General features: G+C 66.2%; 21 protein-coding genes and 1 tRNA gene. 9 read left to right on the top strand and 13 right to left on the bottom strand.

What is annotated here, in order from left to right:
* Positions 1-12 precede the first annotated feature (12 nt).
* The 3 genes from A9973_RS16285 to A9973_RS16275 all read right to left on the bottom strand — a co-directional run bounded on the left by A9973_RS16285 (position 13) and on the right by A9973_RS16275 (position 2,567).
* Entirely contained in the window at positions 13-1,095 is a 1,083-nt protein-coding gene (locus tag A9973_RS16285) for an efflux RND transporter periplasmic adaptor subunit (protein ID WP_183014774.1), read from the bottom strand.
* Positions 1,096-1,273: 178 nt separating this feature from the next.
* Positions 1,274-1,735, bottom strand: a complete 462-nt coding sequence (rnhA, locus tag A9973_RS16280) for a ribonuclease HI (RefSeq protein ID WP_183014773.1) — start codon at positions 1,733-1,735, stop codon at positions 1,274-1,276.
* Between the two features lie 52 nt (positions 1,736-1,787).
* Positions 1,788-2,567, bottom strand: a complete 780-nt coding sequence (locus tag A9973_RS16275; protein ID WP_183014772.1) for a methyltransferase domain-containing protein — start codon at positions 2,565-2,567, stop codon at positions 1,788-1,790.
* A gap of 22 nt (positions 2,568-2,589) precedes the next feature.
* Here A9973_RS16275 and gloB point away from each other — a divergent pair, with 22 nt between their 5' ends.
* The 3 genes from gloB (at position 2,590) to fabI (ending at position 5,744) form a co-directional block, all read left to right on the top strand.
* Positions 2,590-3,411 (top strand): hydroxyacylglutathione hydrolase, encoded by an 822-nt coding sequence (gloB, locus tag A9973_RS16270; protein WP_183014771.1) that lies wholly within the window; start codon positions 2,590-2,592, stop codon positions 3,409-3,411.
* Between the two features lie 7 nt (positions 3,412-3,418).
* A complete protein-coding gene (locus tag A9973_RS16265) occupies positions 3,419-4,837 on the top strand; it encodes a transglycosylase SLT domain-containing protein (RefSeq protein WP_183014770.1) in 1,419 nt (472 codons plus the stop codon).
* Between the two features lie 121 nt (positions 4,838-4,958).
* Positions 4,959-5,744: an enoyl-ACP reductase FabI gene (gene fabI, locus A9973_RS16260; RefSeq protein ID WP_183014769.1), complete on the top strand. Its 786-nt coding sequence runs from the start codon at positions 4,959-4,961 to the stop codon at positions 5,742-5,744.
* Positions 5,745-5,814: 70 nt separating this feature from the next.
* On the opposite strand, the gene A9973_RS16255 is transcribed toward fabI, so the two are convergent.
* Positions 5,815-6,213 (bottom strand): OsmC family protein, encoded by a 399-nt coding sequence (locus A9973_RS16255; protein WP_183014768.1) that lies wholly within the window; start codon positions 6,211-6,213, stop codon positions 5,815-5,817.
* Between the two features lie 157 nt (positions 6,214-6,370).
* Between A9973_RS16255 and A9973_RS16250 the strand changes: the two genes are divergently transcribed.
* Complete coding sequence (locus A9973_RS16250; RefSeq protein WP_183014767.1) at positions 6,371-7,063, top strand: tellurite resistance TerB family protein; 693 nt, start codon at positions 6,371-6,373, stop codon at positions 7,061-7,063.
* A gap of 7 nt (positions 7,064-7,070) precedes the next feature.
* On the opposite strand, the gene A9973_RS16245 is transcribed toward A9973_RS16250, so the two are convergent.
* From A9973_RS16245 to A9973_RS16235, 3 genes are all read right to left on the bottom strand, one after another.
* Positions 7,071-8,057 carry a tripartite tricarboxylate transporter substrate binding protein gene (locus tag A9973_RS16245; protein WP_255469185.1) on the bottom strand — a complete coding sequence of 329 codons (987 nt, stop codon included), beginning with the start codon at positions 8,055-8,057 and terminating at the stop codon, positions 7,071-7,073.
* A 78-nt stretch (positions 8,058-8,135) separates the two neighbouring features.
* Positions 8,136-9,020, bottom strand: coding sequence for a carboxylating nicotinate-nucleotide diphosphorylase (gene nadC, locus A9973_RS16240; RefSeq protein WP_183014766.1), 885 nt, complete (start codon positions 9,018-9,020; stop codon positions 8,136-8,138).
* Between the two features lie 82 nt (positions 9,021-9,102).
* A complete protein-coding gene (locus A9973_RS16235; protein ID WP_183014765.1) occupies positions 9,103-10,080 on the bottom strand; it encodes a hypothetical protein in 978 nt (325 codons plus the stop codon).
* Between the two features lie 173 nt (positions 10,081-10,253).
* Between A9973_RS16235 and A9973_RS16230 the strand changes: the two genes are divergently transcribed.
* Positions 10,254-10,484, top strand: coding sequence for a hypothetical protein (locus A9973_RS16230; RefSeq protein ID WP_183014764.1), 231 nt, complete (start codon positions 10,254-10,256; stop codon positions 10,482-10,484).
* A gap of 43 nt (positions 10,485-10,527) precedes the next feature.
* Here A9973_RS16230 and A9973_RS16225 read toward each other — a convergent pair whose 3' ends face one another.
* Positions 10,528-11,439: a LysR substrate-binding domain-containing protein gene (locus A9973_RS16225; protein WP_183014763.1), complete on the bottom strand. Its 912-nt coding sequence runs from the start codon at positions 11,437-11,439 to the stop codon at positions 10,528-10,530.
* 140 nt (positions 11,440-11,579) lie between these two features.
* Here A9973_RS16225 and A9973_RS16220 point away from each other — a divergent pair, with 140 nt between their 5' ends.
* Entirely contained in the window at positions 11,580-12,569 is a 990-nt protein-coding gene (locus tag A9973_RS16220; protein WP_183014762.1) for a tripartite tricarboxylate transporter substrate binding protein, read from the top strand.
* 72 nt (positions 12,570-12,641) lie between these two features.
* Positions 12,642-13,916, top strand: coding sequence for a hypothetical protein (locus A9973_RS16215; protein ID WP_183014761.1), 1,275 nt, complete (start codon positions 12,642-12,644; stop codon positions 13,914-13,916).
* A 55-nt stretch (positions 13,917-13,971) separates the two neighbouring features.
* Here A9973_RS16215 and A9973_RS16210 read toward each other — a convergent pair whose 3' ends face one another.
* Complete coding sequence (locus A9973_RS16210) at positions 13,972-14,622, bottom strand: DsbA family protein (protein WP_183014760.1); 651 nt, start codon at positions 14,620-14,622, stop codon at positions 13,972-13,974.
* Positions 14,623-14,684: 62 nt separating this feature from the next.
* Entirely contained in the window at positions 14,685-15,488 is an 804-nt protein-coding gene (locus A9973_RS16205; protein ID WP_255469184.1) for a LysR substrate-binding domain-containing protein, read from the bottom strand.
* Here A9973_RS16205 and A9973_RS16200 point away from each other — a divergent pair.
* Entirely contained in the window at positions 15,472-15,594 is a 123-nt protein-coding gene (locus A9973_RS16200) for a hypothetical protein (protein ID WP_255469183.1), read from the top strand. The two genes, A9973_RS16205 and A9973_RS16200, sit on opposite strands and share 17 nt — an antisense overlap.
* A 20-nt stretch (positions 15,595-15,614) precedes the next feature.
* Here the strand turns inward: A9973_RS16200 and A9973_RS16195 are convergent, their stop codons facing one another.
* Positions 15,615-17,477: a PhoX family phosphatase gene (locus A9973_RS16195; protein ID WP_183014758.1), complete on the bottom strand. Its 1,863-nt coding sequence runs from the start codon at positions 17,475-17,477 to the stop codon at positions 15,615-15,617.
* Positions 17,478-17,707: 230 nt separating this feature from the next.
* On the opposite strand from A9973_RS16195, the gene A9973_RS16190 reads away from it, so the two are divergent.
* A complete protein-coding gene (locus A9973_RS16190; RefSeq protein WP_183014757.1) occupies positions 17,708-18,058 on the top strand; it encodes a hypothetical protein in 351 nt (116 codons plus the stop codon).
* 126 nt (positions 18,059-18,184) lie between these two features.
* Here the strand turns inward: A9973_RS16190 and A9973_RS16185 are convergent, their stop codons facing one another.
* Positions 18,185-18,652, bottom strand: a complete 468-nt coding sequence (locus A9973_RS16185; RefSeq protein ID WP_183014756.1) for a hypothetical protein — start codon at positions 18,650-18,652, stop codon at positions 18,185-18,187.
* Between the two features lie 172 nt (positions 18,653-18,824).
* Positions 18,825-18,915, bottom strand: a tRNA-Ser gene (locus A9973_RS16180).
* Positions 18,916-19,024: the final 109 nt, after the last annotated feature.

Below are 19,024 nucleotides of genomic sequence, written 5' to 3'. Positions count from 1 at the left end.
GAAGGGCCGGCGTCACGAGCCGCCGCCGACGACGTCCACGGTGGCGCCGTCCGTCACGCGCTGCATGCCCGCCACCACCAGCTTGTCGCCGGCCGCCACGCCCGTCAGTATCTCGACGCGGCCTTCGCGGCGTTCGCCGATGGTGACTTCACGGCGTTCCGCGCGGCCGTCCTTGATGCGGTAAACGTACTGCGTTTCGCCCGAGGGAGACAGCGCGGCTTCCGGCGCGACCAGCGCCTTGTCCTGGTTGAACAGCAACTGCACGCGGGCGAACATGCCCGGGCGCAGCACCGCGTCCTTGTTGGCGACGGTGGCGCGCAGCAGGATGGACCGGCCGCCCGCATCGACCAGCGGGCTGACGGCATAGACCAGACCCTGGCGTTCCTGGCCCGGCAGCGCGTCCAGGCGCAGCGTCAGCTGCTGGCCCACGCCGACCTTGCTCAGATACATTTCCGGCACGCGGAAATCCACTTTCAGGGGGTCGATCGCCTCAAGCGGCGCCAGATCCTGCCCCTGGTTCACGTAGTCGCCCACGGACACGCTGCGCAGCCCCACGATGCCGCCGAACGGGGCAGAGATCGTCATCTTGTCCAGCCGCGCCTGCGCCAGCGCCACCGCGGCTTCCTGGACTTTGAGCGTGCTGGCGGATTCGTCGCGGGCCTGCTGGCTGACGAAGCCCTTGCCCTGCAATTCCACGGCGCGGCGGTAGTGGCTTTGCGCCAAGGTCAAGTTGGCGCGGGCCTGCGCCAGTTCGGCGCGCGGCACGGAGTCGTCCAGCCGGATCAACGTCTGGCCGCGCGCGACCGGCTGGCCTTCCTTGAATTCGATCGACTGGATCCGCCCGGCCACTTCGGGCCGCAGCACGACGGATTCGTCGGACCGCAGGCTGCCCACGGCGGACAGGCCCCGCGCGAACGGGATCTCCTGGACGGGCGCCACTTCGACGCGCACGGGACTGGCCGGCGCCACTTGCGGCTTGGTGACGGTCTGGGCGGTCGTTGCGCCGGGCGCGAGCCAACGCGGCACAAAAACGCCCAGTGCGGCCCCCGCGGCCAACCCGGCCGCGACAGCGGCCAGCAGTACAGCTTTTTTCATGCGCGAATGTGGCGGTGGTGGAGCGGCGCGGACCGTTTTCCCCACATGGCCGACGCCGCAGGAACTGGAATGGGGATGGCACTGTAGCACCCGAATTTACATACTGGAACAATCCAGAAGCCGGATGAAAGAACTAAATCCCCCCATCAGGCGGAATTCAGGGTATATCCCGATGTCATCAGCCCCGCTTGGCCGATTCCACACCCATATTGGCCAGCTGGTCGGCCCGTTCGTTGCCGGGGTCGCCGGCGTGCCCGCGGACCCAGCGCCAGGACACCTGGTGGCGCTGGACCTGCTCGTCCAGGGCCTGCCACAGCTCGACGTTCTTGACGGGCTTCTTGTCCGCCGTCATCCAGCCGCGGCGCTTCCAGTTCACCAACCACTCGGTCATGCCTTTCATCACGTACTGCGAGTCCGTGTGGATGGTGACAACACAGGCGCGCTTGAGCGCACGCAGGCCTTCGATGACCGCCAGCAGTTCCATGCGGTTGTTGGTGGTCTGGAGCTCTCCGCCGTGCATGGTTTTCTCGTGGCCGCCCGCGCGCATCAGCACGCCCCAGCCGCCCGGACCCGGATTACCCTTGCAGGCGCCGTCGGTCCACATTTCCACTTTCTGATCGTTCGGTTTGTTGTCCTGCATGGTGCTGCCTGGTAATCCTTGTTCGTGCAAAGTGAATGCGGGTCCGGCCCGCTCAGGAACGGTCGAATCCGTCGTCGGCCTGGCGGTTGACCACCACCGAGGCGGCGCGCGCCCGCTTAGGCTTGGTTTTCCAAGCCGGCCCGATGATACGCATGCCGGCCACGCGCTTGACGGCCGACACCATATAGACCGCCCCGCCCACGCTCCACCAGCGGGCGCCGGCCGACTCCATGAAGCCCCAGCGCTGCAGCCACTTCTCGCTGCGGCAGGCGGGCGCGTAGCAGCCGAACTGGCTGGTCTCGACTTCCAGCGACAGCAGCTTGAACCAGTCTTTCAAACGCGGCAGCGACACCTGGGACGACGGCGGTTGCGGCAGCCAGGGCTCCATGCCGGGCATGCGCGTACGCGCGCCCCACATGCTCCAGGGGTTGAAGCCTGAAATCACGACGCGCCCTTCCGGGACCAGCACGCGCTCGACCTCGCGCAAGACGTTGTGCGGATCCGACGTGCATTCGAAGGCGTGCGGCAGGATCAGCAGGTCGACGCTTTGGGATTCGAACGGCAGCGCTTCGGGTTCGGCCAGCACCACGCGGGACTGCCAGCCGGCGATGCTTTCCGCCGACGGGGTCTCGGTGCCCACATAGCCCTTGAAGGGCATGCGGTTGGCCCGCAGCAGGTTCATATCGGCCAGCCCGACCTGCCAGGCGTAATATCCGAACACGTCCGCGACAGCCGCGTCGAACTGGGCCCGCTCCCAGGCCAGCGCGTACTGCCCCGGCGGCGTCTGGAACCATTCGGCCAGTTCTACAATCGGCGGAGTATCTTCTGCCACGTTATTTTTTCCTTCGAATCTCATGCAAGCCTTGACCGCCCCCGCAGGCGGCCGCGAACGCAATGCCGCGGTCTTGCCTCTACCCGCTTTTACCGACAACTACATCTGGGCCATCGTCCACGGCGACAACGCCGCCGTGGTGGATCCCGGCGAAGCCGGCCCGGTGCTGCGATGGCTTGAGCAGGAAGGCTTGAAGCTGCGCGCCATTCTACTCACGCACCATCACGGCGACCATGTGGGCGGCGTTCTGGAATTGTTACGCATCGGGGACATTACCGTATACGGTCCGGCGCGGGAACAACTGCCGCGCTGCGACGTGCCGCTGGCTGAAGGCGACCGCGTCGTCCTGCCCGAACTGGACCTGGACCTGCGCGTGCTGGACGTGCCGGGCCACACCGCCGGGCACATCGCGTACACCGGCCGCGCGGCAGGAATGGAACCCGTGCTGTTCTGCGGAGACACCCTGTTTGCGGGGGGCTGTGGCAGGCTTTTCGAGGGCACTCCTTCGCAAATGCATGATTCCTTAGGAAAATTTTCTGTTTTACCGCCGGATACACAGGTTTTTTGCGCGCACGAGTACACTCTAGCGAACTTGCGCTGGGCCTTGGCTGTGGAACCCGCCAATCGCACCCTGCAACAGTGGTATCAGCGAGCCCAGCAACTACGAGCAGAAGGTCTTCCCACGCTTCCATCGACGATCAGTCAGGAACGCGCGACGAACCCGTTTTTGCGTACGCAGCAAGTCGACGTCGTTCGTGCCGCAGCCAGCTGGGCCGGACGCAATCAACCTACGCCGGTAGAGGTCTTCGCCTCCCTGCGTGAATGGAAGAACGATTTCAAGTGACCGCCTGATGAATCTATCCCGACTCCTTCTGCCACTCATGCTGGCAGTCCTCGCCGGTTGCGCAGGAACCAAAGCCCCCGACAGCAAGAACCTCACCACCAATTCCCAAGGGCGTTACATCGCGCGGGACACGTCCCGAACGGTTGACTTGACCAACCCGCCGTCAGACGCCTGGGACCGCATCCGCCGCGGTTTCGCCATCCCCAACCTGAACACCGACCTCTCGCAGCAGTGGACCGACTATTACGCGTCCCACCCCGAGGCGGTGCAGCGCATGGCCGAACGCGCGGGCAAGTACCTGTATTTCATCGTCGATGAAATCAACCGCCGCGGCCTGCCGACCGAACTGGCGCTGCTGCCGTTCGTGGAAAGCGCCTACAACCCGACCGCCCTGTCGCGCTCGCAGGCCTCGGGCCTGTGGCAGTTCGTGCCGGCAACCGGCACGCACTTCAACCTGAAGCAGGACTGGTGGCGCGACGAACGCCGCGACCCCATCGCCTCGACCAACGCGGCGCTGGACTACCTGGAAAAGCTGTTCGAGATGCAGGGCGACTGGTATCTGGCGCTGGCCTCCTACAACTGGGGCGAAGGCTCGGTGCAGCGCGCCATGGCCAAGAATGAAGCGGCCGGGCAGAACACCGACTACCTGTCGCTGAACATGCCGGACGAGACCCGCAACTACGTGCCCAAGTTGCAGGCCATCAAGAACATCATCGCGGACCCGCAGCGCTATGCGGTGGCGCTGCCCCCGGTGGGCAACACCCCCTACTTCGTGACGGTCCAGAAGAACAGCGACATCGACCTGGAAATCGCCGCCAAGCTGGCCGAAATGCCGCTGGACGAATTCAAGGCCCTGAACCCGTCGTTCAACCGCCCGGTCATCCGCGGCGACCACGGTCCGACCCTGCTGCTGCCGGCCGACCGCGTCGAGATCTTCAACGCGAACCTGACCAACTACAAGGGCGACCTGAGCGCCTGGAAGGTCTACCACTCGCGCCGCGGCGAATCCTATGCGTCCATCGCCAAGCGTTTCGGCGTGACTGAAGCCAAGCTGCGCGCCACCAACGACATCGGTTCGCGCCAGAAGTCGGCCTCAGGCCAGGCCCTGCTGGTGCCCGGAGACCCCGGTACCGGCGGCGTGCAACTGGCCTCGCTGGCCGCGCCGGTAGGTGCGCTGGACTCGGTCCCGTCCGACAACAAGGCCGCCGCCCCGCGTGGCCGCGCCGCTCCGGCGCCGGCCGCCCGCGTGGCCAGCGCCCGCCCGAACGTGCGCACGCACAAGGTCCGCCAGGGCGACACGCTGTTCTCGCTGGCCAAGCAATACGGCACCTCGGTCGACGCGTTGCGCGCGCTGAACAACCTGAAGGGCAGCGCCCTGAAGGTGGGCACGCCGCTGCGCGTGCCGGGCACCAACGCCCGCGGCTGACCCGCTGCCAGGCCCGACAAAACGGCGCCCCTTCGGGCGCCGTTTTTTTTACACGCCCGCGACACCACCAAAATCCTTAAAATAGGCGGTCTTCAGCAGGTACGAATCAAAGGAAAAAAACATGGGCTTTCTCGCCGGCAAGCGCATTCTCGTCACCGGGGTGCTTTCGAACCGATCCATCGCCTACGGCATTGCGCGCGCCTGTCACCAGCAAGGCGCCGAACTGGCGTTCACCTACGTGGGCGACCGTTTCAAAGACCGCGTGAGCGAATTCGCCGCCGAATTCGGCAGCAAGATCGTGCTGCCTTGCGACGTGGCCGAAGACAGCCAGATCGAAGGCGCCTTCACCGAGCTGGCCCAGCACTGGGACGGCCTGGACGGCCTGGTCCACTCCATCGGCTTCGCCCCCCGCGAAGCGATCGCCGGCAACTTCCTGGATGGTCTGTCGCGCGAGGCTTTCCGCATCGCCCACGACATCTCGGCCTATAGCTTCGCCGCCATGGCCAAGGCCGCGCTGCCGCTGATGGAAGGCCGCAACGGCTCGGTGCTGACCCTGACGTACCTGGGCGCCGAACGCGTCGTGCCCAACTACAACACGATGGGCCTGGCCAAGGCGTCGCTGGAAGCCAGCGTGCGCTACCTGGCCACGGCGCTGGGCCCGCGCGGCATCCGCGCCAACGGCATTTCGGCCGGCCCCATCAAGACCCTGGCCGCCAGCGGCATCAAGGACTTCTCGGCCATCCTGAAGTTCGTGGAAGCCCAGGCCCCGCTGCGCCGCAACGTCACCATCGACGACGTGGGCAACGTGGCCGCGTTCATGCTGTCGGACCTGGCCGCCGGTGTCACCGGCGAAATCACGCATGTGGACGCCGGCTTCTCGACGGTCGTCCCGGGCATGGAAGACTGACCTGCCGAACAGGGCGCAGCAACGGGACGGGACAACGGGGCAAGACAACGCGCCCCGCCCGGCCGGCCATTCAGGCCGGCCGCACCACCAGCGTGGACACCTGCACGTCCACCGCCGTCATCAGCTTGTGGATCGGGCACTTTTCGGCCACCGCCAGCAATTCGTCGATCTGGGCGTCGGACAGTTCGCCGTGCAAGGTCAGCTTGGCCGTCAGCCGGTAGATGCCCTTGCGTTCCTCGCCGGCGTCGCGCACCACCTCCACCCCCACTGATTCCAGCGGAAGCTCCTTGCGCTGCGCGTAGAGCATCAGCGTCATCGCCTTGCAGCCGCCCAGCGCGGTATCGAAATAGTCGTGCGGATCAGGGCCCTCGCCCTGCGGCTGCGGCATCGCCAGCGGCAAGTCGTGGCCTTCGGCCGTGGCAGTGAACTGCAATGCGCCGGGCGCATTCTGTCGGACGCGGATACTCATGGGGCGGATCTCCTGGGAAACGGCGCCCGTCGCGGACGCCCATGCCATCTTGTAGCATCCGCCGCGCTCGCCGTTTACTGACGGAAACCTGAACTTATTGCGGTACGGCCGGTCGGATATTCCTATCCGCCATTCACGACAGACAAAAGGGGGCCGCATGAGCGCCAGACAACTTCTTGATCAATTGCTGCAATCGGGCCAAGGCCTGCTTTCCGACGCCACCAGCCGCGTGCAGGGTGCTACCGGCGGTTCAGCCGGCGGCAAGGGCTCGTTCCTGACCGGATTGGGCGGCGGCGCGCTGGGCGCGGGCGCCCTGGGGCTGCTGATGGGCAGCAAGAAAGCCCGCAAGATCGGCGGCAAGGTCGCCATGTACGGCGGCATGGCTGCGCTGGGCGCGCTGGCCTTCCGTGCCTATGGCGATTGGCAGCGCAACCAGGCGGGCGGCGCGCCGGCCACGCCGCCGCAGACGCTGGACCGCCTGCCCGCCCCCGAGGCCGAGCAGCACAGCACCGCCGTCCTGACCGCCATGATCGGCGCGGCCAAGTCCGACGGCCACATCGGCCCCGAAGAGCGCACCTTGCTGGAAACCGAATTGGCCAAGCTGTCGTCCGACGCCCAGGACCGCCGCTGGCTGGAAACCGAGCTGTCGCGTCCGCTGGACCCGGCCGCCGTGGCGCAATCCGCCAAGACGCCGGAAATGGCCGCCGAAATGTACCTGGCCAGCCTGCTTGTCGTGGACGAGGAAAGCTACATGGAACGCGCGTACCTGGACGAACTGGCGCGCCAGCTCAAGCTGGCCCCCGGTTTGAAGGAGCAGCTGGAGCAGCACGCCAAGGCGGCCGTCGCGTAACCGGAGTTCAGTCGGCCCGCAGCCCGATCGCTTCGGTCAACGCCGTGTAGCGGTCAATGTCGGCATTGATCATCTTCTGGAATTCGCGCGGCGTGCTGCTGGCCGGCGTGAAGCCCTGCTCGCGCAGCGACGCCTGCACGTCGGGACTGCGCACGATCTTCGCCACCGCGGCGTTCAGCTTGTCGACCACCGCCGGCGGCGTGGCGGCCGGCGTCAGCAAGCCGTGCCACTGGTCCAACGCGTAACCCGTGACGCCCTGCTCGGCCACCGTCGGCACGGTCGGCATCAATGGAGAACGCGCCGGCGACGTCACGGCCAAGGCGCGCAGCTTGCCTGCGGCGATCAACGGCGCGGCGCTGGACGCCGTCACGATACCCATGCCCACCTGCCCGGCCGTCACATCGGTCAGGGCCGGCCCGCATCCCTTGTACGGCACGTGCTGCAGCGCCGCCCCGGTCGCACGGGCCAGCATCTCGCCCGCCAGATGCTGTGGCGTGCCGTTGCCGCACGAGGCGAACGGCAGCGGCTTGGCCGCCTGCGCCGCGGCCAGGGCGTCGTCCAGCGTCCGCAGCGGCGACGTCGCCGGCACCACGAAGACGGACGGCACGAACGCCACGTTGATCACCGCCGAGAAGTCCCGCTTGGGCGCGAAGCCCAGGTTGCGGTAGACCCCGGGGTTGATCGCGAACGAACTGTTCACCATCAGCAGCGTGTAGCCGTCGGGCGGCGCTTCGGCGACGATGCGCGCGCCGATGTTGCCGCTGGCACCGGGGCGGTTTTCCACCACCACCGGCTGGCCCAGCTGCGCTTGCAGGCTGGCGCCGATGCGGCGCGCCAGCAGGTCGGTGCCCCCGCCCGGCGGAAACGTCACGACGATGGTGATGGGGTGCGTGGGGTAGGCGGCGTCGCCGGGGGCTTCGCCCGAAGGCGAATTGCCGCAGGCCGCCAGCGACAGCGCCAGCAGCGGGAGGGAAGATCGAAAGAGACGTTTCATGATGCGGGCCGGTAAGCGCCGCGGCGGCGCCTGCCGGCGCGCCGTGTCGTAAGAAGCCGGCCAAGCCGGCGGAAGGACTCAGGCGTCCAGGCCGATATCCAGCACCTTGGCGCTATGCGTCAACCAGCCGACGGCGATCTGGTCGACGCCGGTGGCCGCCACCTCGGCGGCCGTTTCGGGCGTGATGCGGCCCGACGCTTCCGTGATGGCCCGGCCGCGCGCCATGGCGACCGCGCGGCGCAGGTCCTCCAGGCTCATGTTGTCCAGCAGCACCACGTCCACGCCCAGCGACAGCGCCACTTCCAGCTGCGCCAGGGTGTCCACCTCCAGTTCGATCTTGACCATGTGGCCGATGCCGGCGCGCGCGCGCTGCACGGCCGTGGCCACATCACCCGCCAACGCAATGTGGTTGTCCTTGATCAGCACCGCGTCATCCAGGCCGTAGCGGTGATTGCTGCCCCCGCCCACGCGTACCGCGTACTTCTGCACGGCGCGCAGGCCCGGCATGGTCTTGCGCGTGCACGTGACGCGGGCGCCGTAAGCCGAGATGGCGCGGGCGATCGAAGCGGTGGCGGTCGCCACGCCGCTCAGGTGGCACAGGAAGTTCAGCGCCACGCGCTCGGCGGTGAGCATGGCGCGGGCGTTGCCGCGTATCCGGGCGATTTCCGTGCCCGGCCGCAAATCGCTGCCATCGCGCTGCGACACCGCGAACTCGATGGCCGGGTCCATTGCGCGAAACGCCAGGCGCGCCAGGTCCAGTCCGGCCAGCACGCCTTCCTGGCGCGAGACCAGGCGGGTTTCTGCGACCGCGTCCGTCGGCACGATGGCGTCGGTGGTGAGGTCGCCTGCGCGACCCAGGTCTTCCAGCAGGGCCGCGCGCACCAGCGGCTCCAGCATGACGTCCGGCAAGGGGGGGACTGCCAGGCGGGAGGCGGTCACAGGCGCTTCGGCTTTAATGCTCATTTTGAGTATTTGTGAGTTAAAAAAAGGCGCGCAGAGATTGCGCACCATTTATGCTAAAGACGAGCATAAGCCTTGTCAAGCGTCAAAGCGCACGCGACAACGGCAATTTGCTGCCGGCGATCGCGCGCTCCAGCAGCACGTCGCGGCGAAAACGGAACAGCTTGGCCGGCCGGCCGGCGGTGCCTGTCGCCATCTCGCCCGTTTCTTCCACCAGCGCCTGCTGTTCGATCAGGCGCCGAAAATTCTGCTTGTGCAGGCCCCGCCCGGCCAGCGCTTCGACGGCCAGCTGCAACTGCAGCAACGTGAACTGCGCCGGCATCAATTCGAACACCACGGGGCGATACTTGATCTTGGCCCGCAGCCGGGCGATGCCGGTGGCCAGGATGCGGCGATGGTCATGCCGCATCGGCTCGCCCGGCAGCACTGCGCGGCCGGCGCCGCGCCGCGCGGCTTCGGGCACCAGCCCCGCTTCGAACAGCAGCTCGTAGCGTTGCAGCACCATGTCTTCGTTCCAGGCGGCGCCTTCCAGCCCGAAGGTGATCGCCGCGCGCTGATGGCGGCGCGCGCGCACGGCGGCATCGGCGCTGTCTTCGCACCATGTCGCCAATTGCGGCACGATCAGTTCGTCGACCAGCGCCGGCGTGCCCGCGCGGCGGTCTTCCCATGGGAAATAGCGGTACCAGTCCTGCCAGCCCACTTGCGCCACGCCGGTCTCGCCGGCCTCGCGGGTCAGGCCCAGATAGCTGACCGACATGACCCGCGCGCCGGATTCATCGGAGCGGTCGCCATCGGCGAAGGTGTAGAGCTGCTCGACATAGCCCAGCGGATGGTGCGTCTGCGTTTCCACCCAGGCGCGCAGGCCCGCTTGCAGCGACCGGTGGGACAGTTCGAACGGCCCCGCCGGCAAGGCCCGCGCATCGTCCGTCGTCAGCACGCGCGGTTCGCCGTTGGTGACGGCGACAAGCACGGCGACGAGTTCGGCATGGACGGAGCGTTCGACGGATTCGGTCAAGTTGGGCGTAGGGGCAGGAAGAGGAAATGGAAAAGGGGCAAGCCGCATGCGTGGTGGCCGCAAGCGCCGCGAGAACCGAATTATAAGGTTCCGTCCCTGCAACAGCCCCTTGCAAACGTGACAACGCGATCCGCCTCGGCATTCGCCCGAAGGCCTAAGATGAAACCTGCATCCAGGCGCGCCGCCATCCCGGGACGCGCCGCTACAGCGGAGTCACCGACATGTTGAAGCCCGCCCCCGAAACCGTCACCGAAAAGCCGGCCGCCAGCGAGGAAAAACCGCAGGCCACCGATCCCCGCAAAGGCACCGGCATCATGCCCATGCCCGACCAGAGCAATATGGTCGCCGGCATGCCCCGACGCGGACGCGCCATCGAAGAACCAGGCGACCCTGGCATCATCACGCCCGAAGACGACGTGCTGGATACCTCTTACGAGAACCACAAGCGTTGATCGCCTGATGGCCGCGGCCGTCCGCGCCACGGCCGCCCCGTGCCTACGCTTCGCCGCCCTCGTCTAGCGCGGCGAAGCGCTGCTCCAGGACCTCGACAAACGCCTCGGTCACGTCCGACGGGGCGATCTGCGCCGGGCACGCCATGCTGACCTGCACCGGCAAGCGCGGGGTGAACGGCCGGATCGCCAATTGGCTGGCGAACACCCGCGCGATATAGGCGTTGACCACGCCCACGCCGCTGCCCGCCGCGGCCAGCGCGCAAATCGTCGACGAATAGGTGGTTTCGATCTCGCCTTGCGGCTGCACGTCGCGCGCCTGCATGGCGCCGCGCAACTGCTGATGCACGTCGTCGTCGGCGTTCAGCACCAGCAGCCGGCGCGCATTCAGGTCGCCGATATCAACCGCAGCCTGCGCCGCCAGTTCATGGCCGGGCCGCATGACGCATACCGCCGAACTGCGGTGCAGGCAGCGCAGCGACAAATTCGCGTCGTCCAGTTCCGCCGTCGTGATCACGACGTCGTAGGTCCCGTGCAACAGGCCTTCGCGCAGGTACTGGCTGCCGACGGTCTGCATGTTGATGCGCACGTCGGGATAGCGCTGCAGGAACGCCTCCAACGCCTCGGGCATGATGCCCAGCCCCAACGCCGGCGTGCACGCCAGCCGCAGCACGCCCGTGCCGCTGCGGCGCATCGCCGCCACGCGGTCTTCGATCCGCTCCAGACCCGCGAAGTGGCGCTTGACGGTATCGAACAAGTCCTTGGCTTCACGCGTGGGACGCAGGCGCCCCCGCTCCAGATCGAACAGCTTCACGCCGCAGGCCTGCTGGGCCTGCGCCAGCAGCCGGCTGACCGAGGGCTGGGTGGTGCGCAGCATCTGGGCGGCGCCCGTGGTGGTGCCGGCCAGCATCACGGCGCGGAAGGCTTCGATCTGGCGGAAATTAAGGGGCCGGCTCATGGAAAATCCAGGTATAGCAATCTTGCATAGACTATGACTAAAAAAGAATTTTTTCAAATACCTGGGCACTCCTACACTCGGTTTTCCAAGGACGCCATCAGACGCGTCCGCCACGACACCGATCCGATAGGGGAAACACCATGAGTCCAATCCGTCCCTGGCGCCGCGCGCTGCGCGCCATGTGCCTGGCCCTGGCGGGCGCGGCGCTGCCGCTGGCCGCCCACGCGCAAGCCAACTACCCCGACCGCCCGCTGCGCATCGTGGTGCCGTTCACCGCCGGGGGCAGCTCGGACATCCAGGGCCGCCTGCTGGCCGAACATCTGGGCAAGCTGTACGGCCAATCCGTCGTCGTGGAAAACCGCCCCGGCGCCGGCGGCCACATCGGCGGCAAGTACGTCGCGGATTCCGGGCCGGACGGCTACACGCTGCTGCTGGGGTCCATCGGGCTGCACGCCACCTATGGCGTGTACAAGTCGCTGAACTACCGGCCCGCCCAGGACCTGAAAGTGATCACCATCGTGGCCGAGATGCCGCATGTCGTGGTCGCCACGCCCGGTCTGCCGGCCAATACGCTGGCCGAGCTCACCGCGCTGGCCCGCGCCAAGCCCGAAACGATCCACTTCGGGTCGGCCGGCGTCGGCTCGTCCGTGCACATGGTGGGCGAGCTCTACAAGATGGCCGCGCAGGCGCCCATCGTCCATATTCCGTATCGCGGCAGTTCGGCCGCCACCAACGACCTGCTGGGCGGTCAGATCGAACTGCTGTTCGAAAACGTGCCCACCACCATCGGCTACATCCAGGCCAACAAGCTGCGCGCGCTGGCGATCACCGGCGCCACGCGTTCGCCTGCATTGCCCGACGTGCCCACTGCGGCGGAAGCGGGGCTGCCGGGCCTGACCGTCACGTCCTGGACCACGCTGGCCGCCAGCCGCGACGTGCCCGACGCGCTGATCGAAAAGATCAGCGCGGACCTGCGCCGCGTCTATGCCGATCCGGCGTTCCGCGCCGGGCTGGAAAAGCTGGGCATGACGCCCATCGGCAACAGCCCCGCCGACGCCCGCGCATTCGTGGAGCGCGAACGGTCCCGCTGGAACAAGGTCATCGAAACCGAACACATCACCGCCGGCTGACGCCGGGGCGCGGCGGACCGCCGCCGCGCGCCTTTCCACCCCGGGCACCGCCCCTTTCCACGAATCCCATCCATGAACCGCATGACCGCCACGCCCATCCCGTGCCGCCGCCTGGGCGCGCGCCCGCACCACCACTTCTTCGGCTATTACAACAAGACCGCCTGGCATCGCGATGGCCGGTACGTGCTGGGCAACCGCACGCCGGTGATGGATGCGGTGCTCACGCCGGACCTGCATGCCGAAGTGGGCTATTTCGACCGCCAGGACGGCGACCGCTATCACGCCGTGGGCGGCACCACCGCCTGGAACTGGCAGATGGGCTGCCAGCTGCAATGGCTGGATGGCGCCGTGTCGCCGCAGTTGATCTACAACTGCCGCAACGACGACGGCAGCGGGTTCTATCCGGGCTTGCGCTCGGCGGTCCACGACGTCGCCACCGGCGAAACACGCTATCTGCCGCTGCCGATCTACGTCGCCGCCCCGAACAGCCGCTACGCGCTTTGCGTGGACTACCGCAGGCTCTACATCACCCACCAGACCATCGGCTACAGCGACCATGCGCCCGCCGACGTCGCCCAAGCGCCCGCCGACGACGGCATCCACACGCTCGACCTGGCCACCGGCGCGCACCGGCTGCTGGTCAGCTACGCCGACCTGCGCCGCTTCCATCCGCGCGCGTCGATGGACCGCGCCATCCACTGGGTCAGCCACATCGAAGTGAACCCGTCGTCGTCGCGCATCCTGTTCCTGCATCGCTGGACCGAACGCGTGGAAGACGAGACCTGCTTCCTGCACCGCCTGATCACCATGAATGCGGACGGCAGCGACATGCGGCTGCTGGAGTGTTCCGACCATCCCCTGCCACAACTGGCGGACGATTTCGACCCCACCGCCGTCGGCACCTTCGACTACGAGAAATCCGAATATCAGATTTCGCATCCGCTTTGGCGCGATGACCATGCCATCATCGTGTGGGGTCCGCATGCCGGCAGCATCCACTACCACCTGTATGAAGACGCGCCTGGCGGCCGCGTGCAGGTTGTGGGCGAAGGCGTGCTGACCGAAAACGGGCACATGAGCTTTTCGCCCGTGGACCCACGCTGGCTCTTGAGCGACACCTATCCGGATGCCGCCACGCACGAGCGCATCTTGTTCATCTACGACATGCAGACGGGCCAGCGCCACGCGCTGGGCAGCTTCTACGCCGATCCGGGATTGTCGAAGGAGAACCGCTGCGACCTGCATCCGCGCTGGAGCCGCGACGGCATGCAGGTCTGCATCGACTCCGTCCATGAAAGCGAACGGCAGATGTACGTGCTGGACGTCGCGGCGATCGTGCGCGCCTGACGCAGCGCCAGGCGTTGGCTTTCCCGCGTGGTTTTCCCGCGTGGTTTTCCGCGGGCTAGCCTTCCGCCGCGACCTGGCGCAAGGCCTGCTCGAACGTGTCCGGCGGCTGGCCGCCCGACACCAGGTATTCGCCGTTGATGATCACCGACGGCACCGACGTGATGCCGCGCTTGCGCCATGCTTCCTCTTCGGCGCGCACCTCGTCGGCGTAGCGGCCCGATGCCAGCACCTCGCGCGCAGCGGCCTCGTCCAGGCCGGCCTCGCGCACGGCTTCCGCCAGCACGTCGGCGTCGCCGGTGTCGCGGTTCAGGTAGTGATAGGTCTGCAGCAGGCTTTTCTTCAGCGCGATCTGTTGCGCCTGCCCCTGCAGGCCCGCCCAATGGATCAGGCGATGCGCATCGAAGGTATTGAAAGAGCGGTTGTCGTCGTCCATGCGCATCGGCATGCCGACGGCGGCGGCCCGCTCGCTGATGACCTTGCGGTTGGCCTGCACGCGCTCGCGGTCGTACCCGTACTTCGCCATCAGGCGTTCGATGGTGTTCTGCCCGCCGGCGGGCATGTCGGGATTCAATTCGAACGGACGGAAATGCAGCTCGACGTCGGCCGTGCCTTCCAGCCGGCGCATGGCTTCCAGCAACCCGCCCAGGCCCACCGCGCACCACGGGCAGGCGACGTCAGAGACGAAATCGATCGTGATCTTGGCCATGGTTCTCTCCGGAATTAATTGTCGATATCCCAGAGAGTAAATCAAACCTTCTTGCCAGGCTGCTAGCAGGAGCCGCCCATCACCAGCGCGCGGAATTCCTTCATCAGCGGCGACCAGGTCGTCGCACGCCGCGTGATCAACACGATGCTGCGCCGAAACGGCTTGCCCAGCGCGACGGGCAGCACGGCAATGTCCGCGCCCGAGTCCAGCGCACTCTGCGGCAGCACCGCCAACAAATCCGATACGGCCAGCAGCGCCAGCGTGCCCCGGGAAAAGTGCTGCACCTCCAGTGCGGCCGTGGGCAGGTCCAGCCCCGCTTTGGCATACCGCGCGTCGAGCGCCTTGCGCGCAAAGGACGTCGGCTGCGGCAGAATCCAGCGCTGGCCCGCCAGGTCGCGCAGCGCCAACTTGCGCCGGCCCGCCAGCGGGTGCCCTCGGGCGGCCGCCACGCACAACGCATCCTCTTTGATCAGTTCCTGATGCAGCGTCGCCGGGACGTCGGTATAGATGGGCGTCACGGCCAGATCCAGTTTGCCGCTGGCGACCTGGTCGTTGAGGTCGTCGGACAGGCCCTGGGTCAGTTGGACGCGCAACGCCGGGCGCCTCGGCAGCAAGCGCTGCAACGCGAGCGTCACAACACTGTCCACCGTCGCGCCCGTCGCGCCGATGCGCAGCAATCCCGCTTCGCCCACCCGCAATTCCATCGCGTGCCGCACGGCATCGCGATATTCGGCCTGGAGCTTTTCCGCATGCTCCCTGAAGGCCAGCCCGGCCGACGTCAGGCGCAATCCGCGCCCGCCACGATCCAGCAGCGCGAGGCCCGTGTCGGCTTCCAGCCGCTGCAATGACTTGGACAACGCGGGCATGGTCGCGGGCGGCGGCTCCCGGGAAGACCTGCTGGGATTCATCCAGGCGGACAACGCCAAATGGAAGACGTTGCTGGACAGCGGTGCGATCAAGCTCGCAAACTGAACCGCTGCCCAGCACGCGCGTCAGGCGCCTACCGGCTTGCCGTCCTGGCGACGCACCACCACCGTCGCCGAGCGCGCGTCGCCGCCGCCGGCCCGCACCGTGTTCCAGGTCCGGTTGGGATGCTGGATGTTGATGAAGAACGTCGTCAGGTCCGGTGTGTAGGCGATGCCGGTGATCTCGCAGCCCAGCGGCCCCACCAGGAAGCGCTTCGACTCGCCCGTCTCCTGGTCGATGTAGTACATCGAGTTGTTGCCGAAGATGTTGGTGATGTCCGTGCCGGTGCCGGCATCGGTCTGCACCCACAGGCGACCCTTCGGGTCCACGCGGATGCCATCGGGGCTGGAGAACTCGTCGCCCTTGATGTTGCCCGTGATATTCGACGCCGCGCCGTCGGCGGCATCCTGGCCAGCCAAGAGCAGCAGTTCCCATTCGAAGGTCGTGGCCAGCGGCGAGTCGCCGCGCTCTTTCCAGCGCACGATGTGGCCGTGGCGGTTGGTCACGCGCGGATTGGCGGCGCTGGTGCGGCGGCGGCTGCCGTTGTTGGTCAGCGTGCAATAGACCGTCTTGTCCACGCCCACCGTGATCCATTCGGGACGATCCATCAGCGTCGCGCCCGCCACCCGGGCTGCCGCCTTGGTGTTGATCAGCACGTCGGCCTGGCTGTTGAAATCGATCAGCGTGTTGGTCGGAACGTCGGTCGGACGCACCTGCGTGTAATTGCCCGGATCGATGGCGCCCACGATCAGGTTGTTCTTGCCCACCGCCAGCTCGACCCAGTTGCCGCTGCCGTCATCGTTGAAGCGCGCCGCATACAGCGTGCCCTCATCCAGCAGCGTGCTGTTGTTGGCGCGATTGGCCGCATCAAAGGGCTTGCTGGGCACGAACTTGTAGATGCAGCCCGGCGTGCTGTCGTCGCCCATGTAGAACGCAACGCGGTGGTTCTCGTCGGCCATGAACGCCGTGTTCTCGTGATCGAACCGCCCCATCGCCGTGCGCTTGACGGCGGTCGATCCCGGGGTGCTGGGGTCGATCTCGACCACCCAGCCGTAGCCGTTTTCGGGCTGCGTGGGATCCAGATAATTGTCGGTCGTCTCTTCGCAGGTCAGGTAGGTGCCCCACGGCGTATTGCCGCTGGCGCAGTTGTTCAGCGTGCCCACGACGGTCGCGCCCACGATCGAGGCAGCCGGGCCGCTCACGTTGTAGACGGTGTTGCCGGTATAGCGCTTGTTGTAGCGGGAATCGGCCTTGACCGCCCACTTGCCATCCTTGTCGCGCCCGATCTCGACGACCGACACGCCCACGTTCGACAGCCGGGTCTTCACCGCTTCGACGGACACGTCCAGCGTGCTGCTGTCGAGGCTTTCGTGGTTCAGCACCAGCAGGCCGCCCTGGTTGGGGTCCACGCCGTCCAGCGCATAGAAATGCATGCCGTCATGCTGGCCGCCCGCCTGGGTCTCGGTGGCGGGGAAGGACTGCGGCACGCCCAGATAACCCGTCGAACCGATCACGCACTTGTCGCCGGCCGAATACAGCACTTCGGCCACATAGCCTTCGGGAACCGTGACCGTATCGGCGGCAATCTTGTCGCCCAGCGGCTTGAACGTGACGGAATAATCGGGGCCCGGCTCGGGCGTCGGGACAGGCGTCTCGGGCGTGGGCTGTTCCGGCGTCGGCGCCGAATCGTCATCATCGTCATCGCTGCTACAGCCGGCCAATGCCGTCACGCCGAACACCGACAGGACAGACAGCCCGAAACTGTTCTTCAACAACGTCCGGCGGGTGGGATTGGCGGCGATGATCTCGTCGAACATCTGGCCGGGAACAGTCACTTCGCCACGGGCTTCACGGGAAGGCGCACGCAATTTGTCAGTAAGGTAGGACATCTGGGTCTCTTGGTTTGACGGTGGATCTGGCAAGCAATTTGTCAGCTGATTGAAAGTTTGCTGACGAATGGCTGAGAGATTACGAGACCGATGTGACAGACTGGAGACGTTTGGATGAATCATTCCGCGCAGGTTGATGATCGGCCGTTACGCACGGCTCGCCTATCGTCTACTGTGCCTAGGACCTATCCGCTGCTGACCCTTCCATGCCTCTCGCGCGCACCTACTTCATGAACACGTTGAGCGATGACGAACTGCGTTCGTTGCTCGGCAAGCGAGAGGACTTCTTTCTTGAAAACGTCATTGAGATGGCGCGCACCCTGCAACATGCGCAAGCGATGATCGCGGCCGACGGGCTGACCAGCCGATTCGTGCACGAACCCGCCAACCCGTTCGTGAACTTGCACCATGGCGTCATCGGTGCGATCCCGGTCATCGGCCCGTTGTGGCTGTTGGGCTGGGGAGCGATCCGACTCGGCAGGCCGGGTGCTGATGTGACGTTCAAGCAAACAGCCGAGCAATCCGTCAGCGTGATCTTTTCGCGCACATCTCGGCGCGCCGGATCGGCGGACACGGCATAAGGTGGCCATGGCCCATTTACACGACCGCAAACAAAAAGCCCCTGACTTCTTTCGAAGTCAGAGGCTTTCATGCATTCTTGCCGGCCCGAAGGTCACCCATGTTGATGGCCAAGCCCGCTTTGACCATCACTTCTTTTTATTGCAGTCGATCACGCTGGCTTCGGTAATGATGTTCTGGTTGTCGGTGTACAGGGTGATGCTGCAGAAGTAGTCGATCACGGTTCGGTTTTCCTCGTAGCCGGTCTTGCGATAGATCGGTTCACTGCTCACCGGCATCATGCCGCCGACGCCGCCACCGCCAATGCCCACCATGGTCTGCTTCTGGCCGACATACTCGACGCCGGTCTGCACGAAAACCTTCTCTGCCGTGGTGTGGGTCTGCACCCGATTCCACAGGTAGAAGCCCCCGCTGCCATAGGACGAGGGCCCCAGGCCCTGATCGGGCTTGCCAAACAATTTGAACGCGTTCTTGGCGGGCTGGCCTACGAGCTTTTGGGCCGCTACCTGGACGTCATTAGGTTGGGAGGTCGGGGTAGCGCAGGCGCTGAGCGCCAGAACCGTCAGCGCGAAGCATCCGAGCTTGAGTGAAGGCAAGGTACAGACTCCTTGAAAATTGGTTGCGAGACTACCGGCTAATCTAAATGGTGTCAGACTACAAATTACCCCGGATGCGCCCCAAGGTGGGCGCGGCCCGTTTTGCACGACGGCACGACCGCAAACAAAAAGCCCCTGACCTCTTTCGAAGTCAGGGGCTCTTATTCATTCTTGGCGGACAGAGGGGGATTCGAACCCCCGATACGTTGTTCACGTATACACGCTTTCCAGGCGTGCGCCTTCAACCGCTCGGCCACCTGTCCTAATTGCCAACGTCGAAGCGGGTCAGAAACACCGCTACGAAATTTGCGAATCCGCGATTCTAGCAGAATCTGGCCGGCCACCACAAGTCGGCAAAGAAAAAGGGACGCA

Origin of the sequence: Achromobacter sp. UMC46 (genome assembly GCF_014170335.1) — a bacterium.
Taxonomy (GTDB): Bacteria; Pseudomonadota; Gammaproteobacteria; order Burkholderiales; family Burkholderiaceae_B; genus Achromobacter.
This window is presented reverse-complemented; position numbering and strand designations above follow the sequence as displayed.